At 70.9% G+C, this 16,662-nt stretch carries 7 protein-coding genes; all 7 read right to left on the bottom strand.

The window, feature by feature from the left end:
* A partial coding sequence (locus tag D7W82_RS31205) for a non-ribosomal peptide synthetase (protein WP_120621806.1) occupies positions 1-11,471 on the bottom strand: 11,471 nt, incomplete at its 3' end.
* Positions 11,472-11,789: 318 nt separating this feature from the next.
* Complete coding sequence (locus D7W82_RS31200; protein ID WP_199727882.1) at positions 11,790-12,707, bottom strand: 5'-nucleotidase; 918 nt, start codon at positions 12,705-12,707, stop codon at positions 11,790-11,792.
* Between the two features lie 66 nt (positions 12,708-12,773).
* On the bottom strand, positions 12,774-12,908 hold the full coding sequence (locus tag D7W82_RS42225; RefSeq protein ID WP_255417389.1) for a hypothetical protein: 135 nt from the start codon (positions 12,906-12,908) through the stop codon (positions 12,774-12,776).
* Positions 12,908-13,777 carry a tetratricopeptide repeat protein gene (locus D7W82_RS31195; protein WP_120621804.1) on the bottom strand — a complete coding sequence of 290 codons (870 nt, stop codon included), beginning with the start codon at positions 13,775-13,777 and terminating at the stop codon, positions 12,908-12,910. Before D7W82_RS31195 ends, D7W82_RS42225 begins: the two co-directional genes overlap by 1 nt.
* A gap of 76 nt (positions 13,778-13,853) precedes the next feature.
* Positions 13,854-15,107 carry a protein-glutamate O-methyltransferase CheR gene (locus D7W82_RS31190; protein WP_120621803.1) on the bottom strand — a complete coding sequence of 418 codons (1,254 nt, stop codon included), beginning with the start codon at positions 15,105-15,107 and terminating at the stop codon, positions 13,854-13,856.
* An 11-nt stretch (positions 15,108-15,118) separates the two neighbouring features.
* Complete coding sequence (cheB, locus tag D7W82_RS31185; protein ID WP_120621802.1) at positions 15,119-16,177, bottom strand: chemotaxis-specific protein-glutamate methyltransferase CheB; 1,059 nt, start codon at positions 16,175-16,177, stop codon at positions 15,119-15,121.
* A gap of 81 nt (positions 16,178-16,258) precedes the next feature.
* Positions 16,259-16,662 (bottom strand): response regulator (locus tag D7W82_RS31180; protein ID WP_147439653.1); only part of this gene is annotated, 404 nt, incomplete at its 5' end.

The raw sequence follows: 16,662 nt of genomic DNA, 5'->3' as shown, positions 1-16,662 counted from the left end.
TTCTCCGGGCGCACCTCCGACGTCACGGGGCAGCAGGACTCCTCCGCCCATTCCTCTTCACGGTCCAGGCACACCGCCTGCGCGCTGAAGGCGGGCAGTGATTCCAGCAGGTGCGAGTGCGCTACCAACGCCGGGCCTTGCGCGTCCTCCAGCAGCCAACCCAGACGCTCCTTCGGGTAGCTCGGATCCAACGGCACGTACGCGCCGCCCGCCTTGAGGATGCCCAGCGTTCCCACCACCACGTCCGCCGTGCGCTCCACGCACAGTCCCACGCGGGACTCCGGGCCCACGCCCAGCTTGCGCAGCCGGTGCGCCAGTTGGTTCGCCTTCGCTTCCACCTCCCGGTACGTCAGCCGTTGCTTGCCACTCACCACGGCGACGGCATCCGGCGTCCGCCTTGCCTGCGCTTCGAAGAGGTGCGGAATCGTCGCGTCGCGCGTGTACTCCGCCTGCTGCTGGTTCCACGTCACCAGCACCTGCTGGCGCTCCGCCTCCGTCAGCATGGGCAGCCGGCCCACCGCTTCCTCCGGCTTCGCCACCACTCCTTCCAGCAGCACACGCAGGTGCTCCACCAACCGACGCACCGTCGCCGCCTCGAACAGGTCGGTGCTGTACTCCACCGCCCCGCTCAAGCCTTGCGGCGTCTCCGTGAAGAAGACGCTCACGTCGAACTTCGACGTTCGAATCTCCAGCTCCAAGGGCTTCATCGTCAGCCCGGGCAGCTGTGCCTCTCCCTCGGGCGTGTTCTGCAATGCCAGCAGTGACTGGAACAGGGGCGTGTGGCTCAGGCTGCGCTCCGGTTGCAGCGCCTCCACCAGCTTCTCGAACGGCACGTCCTGGTGCTCGTACGCGCCCAGCACCGTGCCTCGCACCTGACTCAGCAGCTCACGGAAGGACGCCTCCCCGTCCACCTGCGTCCGCAGCACCAGCGTGTTGACGAAGAAGCCGATGAGCCCTTCCAGCTCCGCCCTCGTCCGTCCCGCGATGGGCGAACCCACGCTGATGTCCGACTGGCCGCTGTAGCGCGACAGCAGCACCTGCCACCCGGCCAGCAGCACCATGAAGAGCGATGCGCCCTCGCGCTGTGCCAGCGACTTCAGCCCCTGCTCCAGCGACGACGACAGCACGAAGGAATGAACCGCTCCCGCGTTGCCTCGCACCGCCGGACGCGGACGGTCCGTGGGCAGCTCCAGGACGGGCGGCGCTCCGGCGAGCTGCCCCCTCCAGAAGTCCACTTCCTTCTGGAGCGTCTCTCCCTGCAACCAGCCTCGCTGCCACGCCGCATAGCCCGCGTATTGCAACGACAGCTCCGGCAGCGGCGACGGTCGTCCTTCCGTGAAGGCCGCGTACAACGCGCCCACTTCACGGATCAGCACTCCCAACGACCAGCCATCCGACACGATGTGGTGCATCGTGATGAGCAGCACGTGCTCGGCGGCTCCCAGCTTCAGCAGGCTCGCCCGGATGAGCGGCCCTGCGTGCAGGTCGAAGGGCGCCGCCAGCTCCACTCCGAGCCGGCGCCGGACTTCCGCCTCCCGCTGCTCGCTGTCCAATGTCCCCAGGTCGATGTGCCCCATGGGGAGGCGCGCTTCGGCCTGGATGCGCTGGACTGGCTGGCCCTCGTGCAGCTCGAACGTCGTGCGGAGGGATTCGTGGCGCCGGACGATTTCACGCAGGGCCCAGTCCAGGGCTCCCACGTCCAGCTCGCCTTCCAGGCGCACCGCGACGGGCACGTTGTAGAGCGCGCTTCCCGGCTCCATCTGGTCGATGAACCACAGGCGCTGCTGCGCGAACGACAGAGGCGGCGGTCCACTGCTCGCGGTCAACTCCAGCGCCATGGGCAGCGGACGCGCGGCCGTCTCCAGCCGTCGAGCCAGGGCTTCCAGCGTCGGAGCCTCGAACAACGTCCGCAGTGGCAGCTCCGCGCCCAGCTCCTTCCGGATCCGCGACACCACCTGGGTCGCCAGCAGCGAGTGGCCACCGAGTGAGAAGAAGTTGTCCCTCACCCCCACCCTGGGCGCCCGCAGGACCTCCGCCCAGATGGCCGCCAGCTTCTGCTCCGACTCCGTGCGAGGCGCTTCGTACTCGTGCTCCGAATGGGCCGCTTCGATTTCAGGCAGCGCCTTGCGGTCCACCTTGCCGTTGGCCGTGAGCGGAAGCGCGTCCAACACGCCCAGCGCCGATGGCACCATGTACTCCGGCAGGTGCTTGCGCAGCTCCGCTTCCACCGCCTTCGGGTCGAGGTTCTGCCCCGGCTTCGCCACGAGCCACGCGACGAGCCGCTTGTCTCCGCCGACGTCGCGCACCACCGCCACGGCTTCCGCCGCGTCCGAGTGCTGGAGCAAGGCCGCTTCCACTTCGCCCAGCTCGATGCGGAAGCCGCGCACCTTCACCTGGAAGTCGGTGCGGCCGAGGAACTCCAGCGTCCCGTCTTCCTTCCAGCGCGCCTTGTCTCCCGTGCGGTACAGCCGGGCGCCGGGCTCCGTGCTGAAGGCATTGGGGACGAAGCGCTCGGCCGTGAGGTCCGCGCGGTTCAGATAGCCCCACGCCAGGCCTTCGCCGCCAACGTACAGCTCTCCCGGCACGCCCACGCCGGCCACATCGCCATGCGCGTCCAGCACGTACGCCGTCGAGTTTCCAATCGGCTTGCCGATGGGTACCGCTGAGGTGGGCAACGTGTCGCGCGTGAGCGTGTGCGTCGTGGAGAACGTCGTGTTCTCCGTCGGGCCGTAGCCGTTCACCAGCACCGCGCCTTGTGGCAGGCGCTTCAGGTGTTCGCGCACGCGCTGCGCCGGCAGCACGTCACCGCCCGCGAGCACTTGCGCCACTCCCGCCAGCGCGTCCACCTGATGCAGCGCCATCTGCTCGTACAGCGCCGCCGTCAGCCACAGCGTGCTGATGCGCTCCTGCTTCAGCAGCGTGCCCAACTCCTCCAGCGTCTGCGCGTGCGGCGGCGCCAGCACCAGCTTCGCTCCGTGCAGCAACGCTCCCCACAGCTCCAGCGTCGACGCGTCGAAGGCCACCGGCGCCAGTTGCAACCAGACCTCCTCCGGCCCGAACCGCAGGAAGTCGTTGCCCACCACCAGTCGCGTGATGCCCCGGTGCGGCACGCTCACGCCCTTCGGGCGGCCCGTGCTTCCTGACGTGAACATCACGTACGCCAGATCTTCGGCGCTGACCTCTACCCGCGGCGCCGACACCGGCTGGTGTGCGATCTCACTCCATGCGGCGTCCAGCAGCAGCGGTGTTCCCGCGCTCGACGGCAGCTTCTCCACCAGCGACCGCTGCGTCAGCGTCACGCTCACGCCCGCATCCCCCAGCAGCAGCGCGATTCGCTCCGCCGGGTAGTTGCGGTCCACCGGCACGTACGCGCCTCCCGCCTTCAGGATGGCCAGCAGCCCCGCTACCATCTCCCACGAGCGCTCCACGTACACGCCCACCCGCGTGCCGCGCTTCACGCCCTGGTTCCGCAGGTGATGCGCCAACTGGTTCGCCTTCGCTTCCAGCTCGCCGTACGTCAGCGTGCCGCCCCCTTCCGCGAGCTTCAGCGCCATCGCGTCCGGCGTCCGCTTCGCCTGCGCCTCGAAGCGGGCGTGCACCGACATGTCGCGGGGGGACTTCGTGGCCGTTGGGTTCCACGCCACCAGGACTTGCTGGCGCTCCGCCTCCGTCAGCATGGGCAGCCGGCCCACTGCTTCCTCCGGCTTCGCGACCACGCTCTCCAGCAGCACCCGCAGGTGCTCCACCATCCGGCGCACCGTCGCCGCCTCGAACAACTCGGTGCTGTACTCCACCGCCCCGCTCAAGCCCTGCGGCGTCTCCGTGAAGAAGACGCTCACGTCGAACTTCGACGTCCGAATCTCCAGCTCCAAGGGCTTCATCGTCAGCCCGGGCAGCTGTGCCTCTCCCTCCGGCATGTTCTGCAACGCCAGCAGTGACTGGAACAGGGGCGTATGGCTCAGGCTGCGCTCGGGCTGGAGCGCCTCCACCAGCTTCTCGAAGGGCACCTCCTGGTGCTCGTACGCGCCCAGCACCGTGCCTCTCACCTGCTTCAGCAACTCACGGAAGGACTTCTCTCCGTCCACCTGGGCACGCAGCACCAGCGTGTTGACGAAGAAGCCGATGAGCCCCTCCAGCTCCGCCCTCGTCCGCCCCGCGATGGGCGAACCCACGCTGATGTCCGTCTGCCCGCTGTAGCGCGACAGCAGCATCTGCCAAGCCGCCAGCAGCACCATGTACAGCGACGCACCTTCGCTCTGCGCGAGCGCACGAAGACGCTGCTCCAGCGATGACGGCAGCACGAAGGAATGAACTGCTCCCGCGTTGCCTCGCACCGCCGGACGCGGACGGTCCGTGGGCAGCTCCAGGACGGGCGACGCCCCGGCGAGCTGCTCCCTCCAGAAGTTCACCTCCTTCTGGAGCGTCTCTCCCTGCAACCAGCCGCGCTGCCACGCCGCGTAGCCCGCGTACTGCAACGACAGCTCCGGCAGCGGCGACGGACGCCCTTCCGTGAAGGCCGCGTACAATGCCCCCACTTCACGGATCAGCACTCCCAGCGACCAGCCATCCGACACGATGTGGTGCATCGTGATGAGCAGCACGTGCTCGGCGGCTCCCAGCTTCAGCAGGCTTGCCCGGATGAGCGGTCCCCTGTGCAGGTCGAAGGGCTCCGCCAGCTCCACTCCGAGCCGGCGCCGGACCTCCGCCTCTCGCTGATCGCTGTCGATTCCCTCCAGGTCGACGTCCGCTACCGGCAGGCGCGCGTGGGGCTGGATGCGCTGGACGGGCTGACCTTCGTGCAGCTCGAACGTCGTGCGGAGGGATTCGTGGCGCCGGACGATTTCGTCCAGGGCTCGCACGAGCGCTCCCCGATTCAAGGTGCCCCGCAGCCGGACCGCGACGGGCACGTTGTAGAGCGCGCTTCCCGGCTCCATCTGGTCGATGAACCACAGGCGCTGCTGCGCGAACGACAGGGGCGGCGGCCCACTGCTCGCGGTCAACTCCAGCGCCATGGGCAGCGGACGCGCGGCCGTCTCCAGCCGTCGAGCCAGGGCTTCCAGCGTCGGAGCCTCGAACAACGTCCGCAGTGGCAGCTCCGCGCCCAGCTCCTTCCGGATCCGCGACACCACCTGGGTCGCCAGCAGCGAGTGGCCACCGAGTGAGAAGAAGTTGTCCCTCACCCCCACCCTGGGCGCCCGCAGGACCTCCGCCCAGATGGCCGCCAGCTTCTGCTCCGACTCCGTGCGAGGCGCTTCGTACTCGTGCTCCGAATGGGCCGCTTCGATTTCAGGCAGCGCCTTGCGGTCCACCTTGCCGTTGGCCGTGAGCGGAAGCGCGTCCAACACGCCCAGCGCCGATGGCACCATGTACTCCGGCAGGTGCTTGCGCAGCTCCGCTTCCACCGCCTTCGGGTCGAGGTTCTGCCCCGGCTTCGCCACGAGCCACGCGACGAGCCGCTTGTCTCCGCCGACGTCGCGCACCACCGCCACGGCTTCCGCCGCGTCCGAGTGCTGGAGCAAGGCCGCTTCCACTTCGCCCAGCTCGATGCGGAAGCCGCGCACCTTCACCTGGAAGTCGGTGCGGCCGAGGAACTCCAGCGTCCCGTCTTCCTTCCAGCGCGCCTTGTCTCCCGTGCGGTACAGCCGGGCGCCGGGCTCCGTGCTGAACGCGTTCGGGACGAAGCGCTCCGCCGTGAGGTCCGCGCGGTTCAGATAGCCCCACGCCAGGCCTTCGCCGCCGACGTACAGCTCTCCCGGCACGCCCACGCCGGCCACATCGCCATGCGCGTCCAGCACGTACGCCGTCGAGTTCCCAATCGGCTTGCCGATGGGTACCGCTGAGGTGGGCAACGTGTCGCGCGTGAGCGTGTGCGTGGTGGAGAACGTCGTGTTCTCCGTCGGGCCGTACCCGTTCACCAGCACCGCGCCTTGTGGCAGGCGCTTCAGGTGTTCGCGCACGCGCTGCGCCGGCAGCACGTCACCTCCCGCGAGCACTTGCGCCACTCCCGTCAGCGCGTCCACCTGATGCAGCGCCATCTGCTCGTACAGTGCGGCGGTCAGCCACAGCGTGCTGATGCGCTCCTTGCGCAGCAGCGCGCCCAACTCCTCCAGCGTCTGCGCGTGCGGCGGCGCCAGCACCAGCTTCGCTCCGTGCAGCAACGCGCCCCACAGCTCCAGCGTCGACGCGTCGAAGGCCACCGGCGCCAGTTGCAACCAGACCTCCTCCGGCCCGAACCGCAGGAAGTCGTTGCCCACCACCAGTCGCGTGATGCCCCGGTGCGGCACGCTCACGCCCTTCGGGCGGCCCGTGCTTCCTGACGTGAACATCACGTACGCCAGGTCCTCTCCCGTCACCTCCACTCGCGGCGCCGTCTCCGGATACCGGGCCGCTTCGGCCCACACCGTTTCCAGCAGCAGCGCCGTGCCCGCGCTCGACGGCAGCTTCTCCACCAGCGACCGCTGCGTCAGCGTCACGCTCACGCCCGCATCCCCCAGCAGCAGCGCGATTCGCTCCTCCGGGTAGTTGCGGTCCACCGGCACGTACGCGCCTCCCGCCTTCAGGATGGCCAGCAGCCCCGCCACCATCTCCCACGAGCGCTCCACGTACACGCCCACCCGCGTGCCGCGCTTCACGCCCTGGCTCCGCAGGTGATGCGCCAACTGGTTCGCCTTCGCTTCCAGCTCGCCGTACGTCAGCGCCCTCCCATCCTGCGCCTGGAGCGCCACCGCGCCCGGCGTCTTCCGGGCCTGCTCGGAGAACAGTGCGTGCACCGGCGTGGTGCTCGCGGCCTCCGCCCCCAGTCGGTTGCCTCCGTCGAGGATCCGCTGCCGCTCCTCCGCCTCCAGCATCGGCAGCCGGGACACGGCGGCCTCCGGACGCGACAGCGCCGCATCCAGCAGGACCCGCAGGTGATCCACCATCCGGCGCACCGTCGTGGCGTCGAACAACTCGGTGCTGTATTCGACCGAGCCCCTCAGCCCTTCGCCCTCCTCCACGAAGAAGACGCTCACGTCGAACTTCGACGTGCGGCTCTCCATCACCACCGGCTTGAGCGACATGCCCGGCAGCCCCAGGTCGCCCTGCGGCACGTTCTGGAGCGCCAGCAGCGTCTGGAACAGCGGCGTGTGGCTCAGGCTGCGGTCCGGCTGGAGCGCCTCCACCAGCTTCTCGAATGGCACGTCCTGGTGCTCGTACGCCTCCAGCACCGTGCCTCGCACCTGCTTCAGCAACTCACGGAAGGAGGTCTCTCCGCCCACCCGGGCGCGCAGCACCAGCGTGTTGACGAAGAAACCGATGAGCCCTTCCAGCTCCGCCCGCGTCCGTCCCGCGATGGGCGAACCCACGCTGATGTCCGTCTGCCCTGAGTGGCGCGACAGCAGCACCTGCCACCCGGCCAGCAGCACCATGTACAGCGATGCGCCCTCTCGCTGCGCCACCGCTCGCAGGCGCTGCGTCAGCGCGGGGGACCACTGGAAGAAGTGCATCGCGCCCGCGTTGCCGCGCACCGCCGGACGCGGACGGTCCGTAGGCAACTCCAGGGCGGCGGGTGCTCCCGCGAGCCGGGCCTTCCAGAAGGCCACCTCGCGCTCCAGCGCGTCTCCCTGAAGCCAGCCGCGCTGCCAGGCCGCGTAGTCCGCGTACTGGAGCGGCAGCTCCGGCAGCGAGGAGGGCTGGCCCTGCACGAACGCCGCGTACAGCGCGCCGATCTCCCGCACGAGCACGCCCAACGACCAGCCATCCGCGATGGCGTGGTGCATCGTGAGCGCGAGCAGGTGGTCGTGCTCCTCCAACCGGACCAACTGCGCGCGGACCAGCGGCCCGCGCGACAGGTCGAAGGACCGCAGCCCCTGCGCCATCACCCGGCGGCGGGCCTCGTTCTCTCGCTCGCCCGCTTCGACGCCGCGCAGGTCCTCCACCTCCAGCGGCATCGCCGAGGCCGGATGCACCACCTGCACCGGCGTGCCTTCATGCGCCGTGAACGTGGTGCGGAGCGCCTCGTGACGGCTCACCAGCGCATCCAGCGCTCGCTGGAGCACCGCGACGTCCAGCGCGCCCTCCAGACGTACCGCGAGCGGGACGTTGTAGAGCGGGCTGCCCGGCTCCAACTGGTCGATGAACCACAGGCGCTGCTGCGCGAACGACAACGGCAGGGGCTGCTCACGCGAGACACGCACCAGCGGCGGGACGACGGACCGGGTGGCGCGCTCCAGGCGGAGCGCCAGGGCCTCCAGGGTGGCGGACTCGAACAACTCCCGCAGCGGCAGCTCCACGCCGAACCCCGCGCGGATCCTCGAGGCCACCTGCGTCGCCAGCAACGAGTGCCCACCCAGCTCGAAGAAGTTGTCCTTCACGCCCACCTGGGGCACGCGCAGCACCTGCGCCCAGATGGCCGCCAGCTTCGCTTCGGTCTCCGTGCGGGGCGCCTCGTGGACCTTCTCCGAGCGCGGGGCCTCCGGCTCCGGCAGCGCCTTGCGATCCACCTTGCCGTTGGCGCTGAGCGGCAGCGCGTCCAATGACATCAGGACGGTGGGCACCATGTACTCCGGCAGCCGCTGCCGCAGATGTGCCTTGAGCTCCGCCGCGTCGAGCGTCCGCTCCGGCTTCGCGACCACGTACCCCACCAGCTGCTTGTCCACGCCCTGCCCCCGCACCACCACCGTGGCCTCCGCCACATCCGGATGCAGGCCGAGCGCGGCTTCGATTTCGCCCAGCTCGATGCGGAAGCCACGCACCTTCACCTGGAAGTCGGTGCGGCCCAGGAACTCCAGCGTCCCGTCTTCCTTCCAGCGCGCCTTGTCTCCCGTGCGGTACAGCCGCGCGCCAGGCTCCGCGCTGAAGGCGTGGGGCACGAAGCGCTCCGCCGTGAGGTCCGCGTGGTTCAGGTAGCCCCATGCGAGGCCCTCGCCGCCCACGAACAGCTCACCCGGCACGCCCACACCCGCCAGGTCGCCGTGCGCGTCCAGCACGTACGCCGTCGAGTTTCCAATCGGCTTGCCGATGGACACCGACCCTTCGAACTCCGTCCGCCCCGTCAGCCTGTGGGTGGTGGAGAAGGTGGTGTTCTCCGTCGGGCCGTACGCGTGCACCAGCACCGGGCCTTCCGGCAGCCGCGCCAGGTGCTCCCGCACGCGCTGGGGCGGCATCACGTCACCGCCCGACAACACCTGTGACACGCCCGCCAGGACCTCTCCCTGGTGCAGCACCATCTGCTCGTAGAGCGCCGTCGTCAGCCACAACGTGCTGACGCGCTCCTGCTTCACCAGCGCGCCCAGCTCCTCCAGCGTCAGCGCGTGCGGCGGCGCCAGCACCAGCTTCGCGCCGTGCAGCAGCGAGCCCCACAGCTCCAGCGTCGACGCGTCGAAGGCCACCGGCCCCGTCTGCGACCAGACCGAGTCCGGTTCGAAGCGCATGAAGTCGTTGCCCACCACCAGGCGGGTGATGCCCCGGTGGGGAACGCACACGCCCTTCGGACGGCCCGTGCTGCCTGACGTGAAGATGATGTACGCGAGGTCCTCGCCGCCCACCGCCACGTCCGGTGCCGTCTCCGGTTCGCGGCGGATGGACTCCCACGCCGTGTCCACGCAGAGCGGCTTGCCCGCGCCGGCCGGCAGCTTCTCCACCAGCGACTGCTGCGTCAGCGTCACTTCGACGCCCGCGTCCTCCAGCAGCAGCGCGATGCGCTCCGCCGGGTAGTTGCGGTCCACCGGCACGTACGCGCCCCCGGCCTTCAGGATGCCGAGCAGCCCCACCACCATCTCCCACGAGCGCTCCACGTACACGCCCACCCGCGTGCCACGCTTCACTCCCAGCCCGCGCAGGTGATGCGCCAACTGGTTCGCCTTCGCGTCCAGCTCGCCGTACGTGAGCGTCCGGCCATCCACGCCCTGCACCACCGCCACCCGGTCCGGCGCCTCGCGCGCCTGCTCCGCGAAGAGCGCGTGCACCGGCCGCTCCCGCGGATACGCCGCCTGCGTCCGGTTCCAGTCCTCGGCCAGCACGCGGCGCTCGGCGGCCTTCAGCATGGACAGCCGGGCCACGGGCATCGCCGGGCGGGCCACGGCGGACTCCAGCAGGCCGCGCAGGTGCTCCACCATCCGCGCGATGGTGGCGGCGTGGAAGAGGTCGGTGTCGTACTCCACGTAGCCGCTCAGGTTCCCATCCGCCTCCGTGAGCTGGAGGAGCAGGTCGAACTTGGCGGTCCGGGTGTCCACCTCCATCGCGTTCAGCTTCAGGCCCTGCACGGCGACGGGGCCGCGCGGCGCGTTCTGCAGCGCGAACATCGCCTGGAAGAACGGCGTGCGCCCCGAGTCACGCTCCGGCTGGAGCGCCTCCACCAGCTTCTCGAACGGCACGTCCTGGTGGTCCGTCGCGCCCACCATCGTCTCGCGCAGCTGGCGCACCAGGCCCTGGAACGACAGCTCCGGCGTGAAGCGCGCGCGCAGCACCAGCGTGTTGACGAACATGCCGATGAGGCCTTCGTGCTCCGAGCGCGTACGCCCCGCCATGGGCGAGCCCACGCTCACGTCGTCCTGTCCGGAGTAGCGCGACAGCAGCGACTGCCACCCGGCCAGGAGCACCATGAACAGCGTCGCGCCCTCCCCCTGCGCCAGCGCCCGGAGCGAGTCCGTCAGCTCACGCGGCCACTGGATGGGCGTGCGCGCGCCCCGGAAGCCGCGCGTCGCGGGCCGGGGCCTGTCCGTCGTCAGCTCCAGCGCGGGCGGTGCGCCCGACAGCTGCTCGCGCCAGTACGCCAGCTGCCGCTCCAGCGCCGCGCCCTGCAACGTCTCCCGCTGCCAGGCCGCGTAGTCCGCGTACTGCACGGCCAGCTCCGGCAGCGGCGACGGCTGGCCCTGCAGGAACATGGCGTAGAGCACCGCCACCTCGCGCACGAGCACGCCCAGCGACCACCCGTCCGAGACGATGTGGTGCATCACCACCAGCATCAGGTGGTCCGCGTCCCCCAGCCGCACCAGCAGCGCGCGCATCAGCGGGCCCGTGGCGAGGTCGAAGGGACGCAGCGCCCCCTCCCGCACCCGGCGCCAGGCCTCGGACTCGCGCGCCTCCGCCGCGAGCGCGCTCACGTCCGTGCGCTCCAGCTCCAACACGGGCGCGTCCGCGAAGTGCTGCACCGGCCCGCTCTCCGAGCCCTGGAAGGTCGTGCGCAGCGACTCGTGGCGCCGCACCACCTCGCGCAGCGAGCGCTCCAGCACCGCCACGTCCACCGCGCCCTCCAGCCGCACCGCCACGGGCACGTTGTAGAGGGGGCTGCCCGGCGCCAGCTGGTCCATGAACCACAGCCGCTGCTGCGCGAAGGACAGCTCCGCCGGCTTCGAGCGGTCCCTCAGAGGGAAGGCCGCCCGCGCCGGAGTCCCCGCCGCCTGCTTCTGCGCGGCCATCTTCTTCAGCAGCTCCGCGCGCTTCTCCGGAGACAGGTTCGCGATCCGCTTCGACAAATCACCGCTGCTGCTCATCGAACTGACTCCGAACTCTGGGCGCGACACGGCCCAGAGGGACGCCCGGAAGGTGGGACGCGGAGCCCTCGGTCAGTGCCGGCGAATGTCGATCACGCGCGGCCTGCCGCTCGTCGCGCGAGCAGCGTGGGGGGAGGCCAGGAAACCTGTTGTTCACATTATTCGGTCGAAGAGCGACCTGCCACGCGTTCCACGCCCCCGGGCCTGCCTGCTCTCCAGCAGGGATGGAACGGGCGTGACACATCCCGCGACAGGGAATGAAACAGGTGTTTCAGCCCCGTCCCAGGATGGACGGGGTGGGTTTCCGCGAGCGGAGGCTCAGTGACCCGCGGAGCCGGGCGGCTCTACGCGCTCCACCTGCTTCTGCACGGCGGCATCCGACGCCACGTCCGCGCCCAGCTGCAGGTACGTCAGCTGGTAGGTGCGCCCTGTCGCCGGGCCCTGCGCCGCCGCCGTGCGGGCCAGGGCGTCGCGCCGCGCTTCGAACGAGGTCAGCGTCTCCTGGAGCGAGCGGCGCGCGTCCTCGCCCTTCTCCGTCTTCAGGCGCTCCTGCACCCGCGCGATGTTCGCCTCCACCATGCGCTGACTCTCGCGGGCGCGGTTCGCCTCGGACAGGTCCGCGAAGGGACCGTTGCCCTCCATGGACAGCTCCAGCTTCGCGACCTGGCGGCCCCGCTCCCCGGGAGGCACCAGCGTGGACACGCCCTGGCGCTGCGCCATGCCCACGCCCCGGCCGTCGTGCGACTGCACCACGAAGTCCACGCCCTCGGCGCCCTGGGCCAGCTTCACGGCCTCCACGTAGGGCACCGCCGCGAGCAACACCACCAGCGACACCTGCTCCTTCTGGCGCAGGCGCTTCACCTCGGAGGTCACCGCCGGCCCCAGCGGCAGGCCCCGCACGCCCGCGGGCAGCAAGGCCGTGCCGTCCGCCGACTCCGGGGACACGCCGAGGATGCCCACCTTCAGCCCGCCCACCGTCGTCACCACCGACGCGGGGAAGAGCGGCTGCCCCTTCGCGTCCACGAGGTTCGCGGACACGAGCTTCAGCTTCGCGCCCTTCGTCTTCTTCTTGAGGAAGTCCACGCCCAGCACGAGGTCGCGCTGACCCACGGCCATGGCCGCGTAGCCCTGCGCGTCCAGCTGCTCCAGGAGCAGCTCCGCGCGAGGCTTCGCCTCCGGGCCCTCCGCCAGGGTCTTGAAGAGCGCGTTGCCCGCGTCCAGTGCGAGCACCGGCACGCCCTTCGCGCGCTCCTCCGTCAGGACCGTCTTTCGTCTGGCCAGACCGCCAGACGGGTTGTGGCGTCAACCACAGGGGGCGACTTCGCCCCCATTGTCTCCGGTGAAGAGCAGCACGAGCTTCTTCGGCGCGGCCCCCGCCACCAGCGGCAGGAGCAGCAGGAGCGCCAGGGCGGCGAGCTTCGGGGCGCGGAGGCGCATCACTTCTTCGCCTTCTTCGGCGCGGGGGCCGGCGCGGCCTTCTTCTCCAGCTCCGCCAGCTTCGTCTTCGCCGTCTTGGCGGCGTCCGACTTGGGGTAGCCCTTCACCAGCTCCTCCAGCGCCAGCTTCGACTCCTCCTTCATCTTCAGCTTCAGGAAGCAGTCGGAGGAGCGCAGGTACGCGTCCGGCGCGGACGGCGTCTTGGCGAAGTCCTGCACCACCTTGCCGTACTCGAAGAGGGCCTCGCGGCACTTGGACTCGGTGAAGTACGTCTCGCCCAGGCCGAAGTGGGCCTCGCCCACGAGCGCGTCCTTGGGCCACTTCTTCACGAACTCGTTGTAGAGCTGGCGCGCGATCAGCGCGTCGCCGGCCTTCGCCTTCTCCTGCGCGAGCGCGAGGAACTCCTTCTTGTCCGTGGGGCGCTGGAGCTCCTCGGCCTTCTTCCTGGCCTCGGCCTCCTTCACCGCCTCCGTGCCCTGGAGCGCCAGGAGCCGCTGGTTGGTTTCCTCCGTGCTCTTGCCGAGCGCGGCCTCCAGCTCCCCAATCTTGTAGAGGTACGTCTCCACCTGGCCGCGCAGCTGCGCCAGGTCCTCCACCGTCTTCTGGAACTGCACGCCGATGTCCGCGTCCTTGCGGCGCGCGGCGGTGTCCAGGCTCTGCAGGGCCTGCGTCACCTGGGCGATCTTCTCATCGAGCTTCGGCTGGGTGACGGCGAGCTGGTCGCGCGCCTCCTTCAGCTCCGCGGCCAGCCTGGCGTTGTCCGCGCCCAGCCGGTCCACCTTGGCTTCGAGGGCACGGCCGCGGTCGGCGGGGTAGAAACAGCCGGGAACGGCGGCGGTCAACAGGGCGAAGAGCACGAGCCTGCGCATGGGCCGGGCATCCTAGGTCCAAAGTGCCCCGCGCGCCGCTTCTGTTTCCTCCCGCGCCCGGCTGCCCCCCTGCCCTTCAGCGCGCCCCTTCCGCCTCCAGCCGCTCCACGGCCCGGGCGCAGGCCACCCGGAGCCGGGGCAGGTTGAGGAAGAAGGGCACCGGCCGCGCCCGCCCGGACTCCACCGCCCGCAGGGCCCGGCGGTAGGCCTCCAGGGCGGCGCCGGGCTGGCCGCACTGCTCCAGGAGGAGCCCCAGCAGGTAGCGGGCGGCGACGTGGTCCGGATCCAGGTCCAGGCACCGGCGCAGGTCGCGCTCGGACTTCTCGTCCGGGACGCCCGTGGAGGCCCCGTCCAGCACGCACGAGAAGAGCCAGTCCGCCTCGGCCATCGCGGTTTCGTCCGGAGCCGAGGGCGGAACCGGGGGCGCGGCGTCCGGCTTCGGCGCGGCGGGTCCGGAGGCTCCGGTGGCGATGCTCGGGAACCGGCCGGACTCCCGCTTCGGCCGGACAGGCTCCGCGGGCGCGGCGTCCTCGCGCACGTAGAAGAACGCGTGCTCGCTGGGCAACAGCCGCAGCTCCGGGGGCACCTGGAGCAGGGGCTCCGCGGCGGACAGCACCAGCACCCCGCCGGGCGCGAGCCGCTCGCCCAGGCTCCGCACCGTGCGCTGGAAGGCTTCCGGAGTGAAGTAGATGAGGACGTTGCGGCAGAAGATGATGTCGAACCCGCCGCCCCCGGGGGCCTCCGGATAGGGGGCCTCCATCAGGTTGTGGCGCCGGAACTCCGCCTGCGCGCGCAGCGGCTCCACGAGCGCGTGGCGCCGGCCCTTCGGCGCGAAGAAGCGGAAGCGCGCGGCTTCCGGCACGCGCCGGAGCGCATCCGCCGGGAAGCTCAGCTCGCGCGCCCGGGTGAGCACCTGCTCGGAGATGTCCGTGCCCAGCACGCGGCTGGACGGATCCGCGCCCTCCTGCGCCATCAAGAGGAGCAGCGTGGCGACCTCCTCGCCCGCCGCGCAGCCCGCGCTCCAGACGCGCAGCGGTGTCTTGGAGCGCTGCACCCGGGGCGACAGCACGTGCTCGCGGAAGGCGGACAGCTGCACCTCGTCCCGGAACACCTCCGACGTGTGCACCGCCACCGCGTCCACCAGCCGCGCCAGCTCCTCCGCGCCCGCCTGAGTGCGCAGGTGCGCCACCAGCCGCGCCGCGTTCTGGTCGTGCCCCAGCGCGTCCAGCCGCGCGTCCAGCCGCCGCCGCTGGGCCCCGCTCAGCGCCATGCCCGTGTGCGCCTGAAGCCAGGCGTGGACGGGAGTCCAGCGCTCGGAGGAGGACGTCATGGCGCGCGAGGTCAGCGGCTTGCGGCCAGCGACTCTCCGCGCGCCAGACGCGCCAGGGTGGCGGCGACGTCATCGCCGTGGATGAGGTGGTCCACCGCCTTGCGCTCCACCGCCGCGCCCGGCATGCCGAACACCACGCAGGACTCCTCGTTCTGCGCCAGCGCCAGCCCACCGCCCTGCTTGATGGCCAGGAGCCCGTCCGCCCCGTCCGCGCCCATGCCGGTGAGCACCACGCCCACCGCGCGCCGGGCGTAGACCTTGGCCACGCTCTCCAGCAGCACCGTGCCGCTGGGCATGTGCCCGTCGCGCTCCACGCCGGACTTGAGCGCCACGCGGCCCCGCACGGGCACCACCATGTGCTGATCCGGCGGAGCCACCAGCACCAGCCCCGGCTGAAGCGTGTCCCCGTCCACGGCCAGCCGGACCTTGAGCTTGCTCGCGTTGGCGAGCCAGCTGGCCAGCGACTCCGAGAAGGCGGCGTTGATGTGCTGGACGATGACGATGGGCGCCGGGAAGTCCGCCGGCAGCTCCGACAGCATCCGGTAGAGCACCTGCGGACCGCCCGTGCTGGCGGCCACCGCGACGATGCCCATGGAGGCCGCGGGCAGCGCCGGGACGGGCGTGTGCGGCATCCCCGGCGCGCCGCGCTTCTGGCCCCGCACGTGGCGGATGACGCGCACGGAGGAGATGAGCTTCACCTCCTTGGTGAGGTTCCACGCCTCCGGCCCCGCGTCGATGGAGGGCTTGATTTGAAGCGCCAGCGCGCCCAGTTCCAGCGCGCGGTACGTCAGCGCGGGGGCCTGGGAGCGAGGGTCGCCCGTCAGCACCAGGATGGGCGTGGGGCACTCGGCCATGATGTGCTCCACGGCCGTGAGCCCGTCCATGACGGGCATGTCCACGTCCATGGTGATGACGTGGGGGCGCAGCTCCTTCGTGAGGGCAACGGCCTCCTGGCCGTTCGCGGCGGTGCCAACGACCTGGATGTCCGGGTCGTCGCTCAACGCCGCGCTGATGAGCTGACGGCAGATGACCGAGTCATCCACCACCAGCACCGTCACTTTCTTGCCCATGTCCGTTCAATACCCCGTACGCGCCGCGGGAGTATAGCAATGCGAAGGGCCCCGGGCGTCTCTCCCAGGTCTTCGGGGGCTTCAGGCCAGGAGCCGCCCCACGACGTCCACCAGGTCCTGGCGGACGAGGTCGCCCTTGGTGATGTAGCCGTCCGCCCCGGCCGCCAACCCACGCGCCCGGTCCGCCTCCCCTCCCCGGGTGGTGAGGATGACGACGGGCAGCCCGCGCCGGGCCGGGTCCGACTTCAGGCGCCGGGTGAGCTCCACGCCGTCCATCTCCGGCATCTCCAGGTCGGTGACGACCAGCTCCACCGGAGTCCCCTCCTGCCCCAGCTGCTCCAGCGCCGAGGGGCCGTCCGCCGCCCGGAGGGTGTCGTACCCCACCGCCTCCAGCAGGTTGGCCACCAGCTCCCGGGTGAGGGGCGAGTCGTCCACCACCAGGATGCGGCGGCGGCGGGGCGCGGGGGCCCGCACCGGGGGCCGGG

It is taken from the genome of Corallococcus sp. CA049B (assembly GCF_003611685.1).
Classification (GTDB): Bacteria; Myxococcota; Myxococcia; order Myxococcales; family Myxococcaceae; genus Corallococcus; species Corallococcus coralloides.
This window is presented reverse-complemented; position numbering and strand designations above follow the sequence as displayed.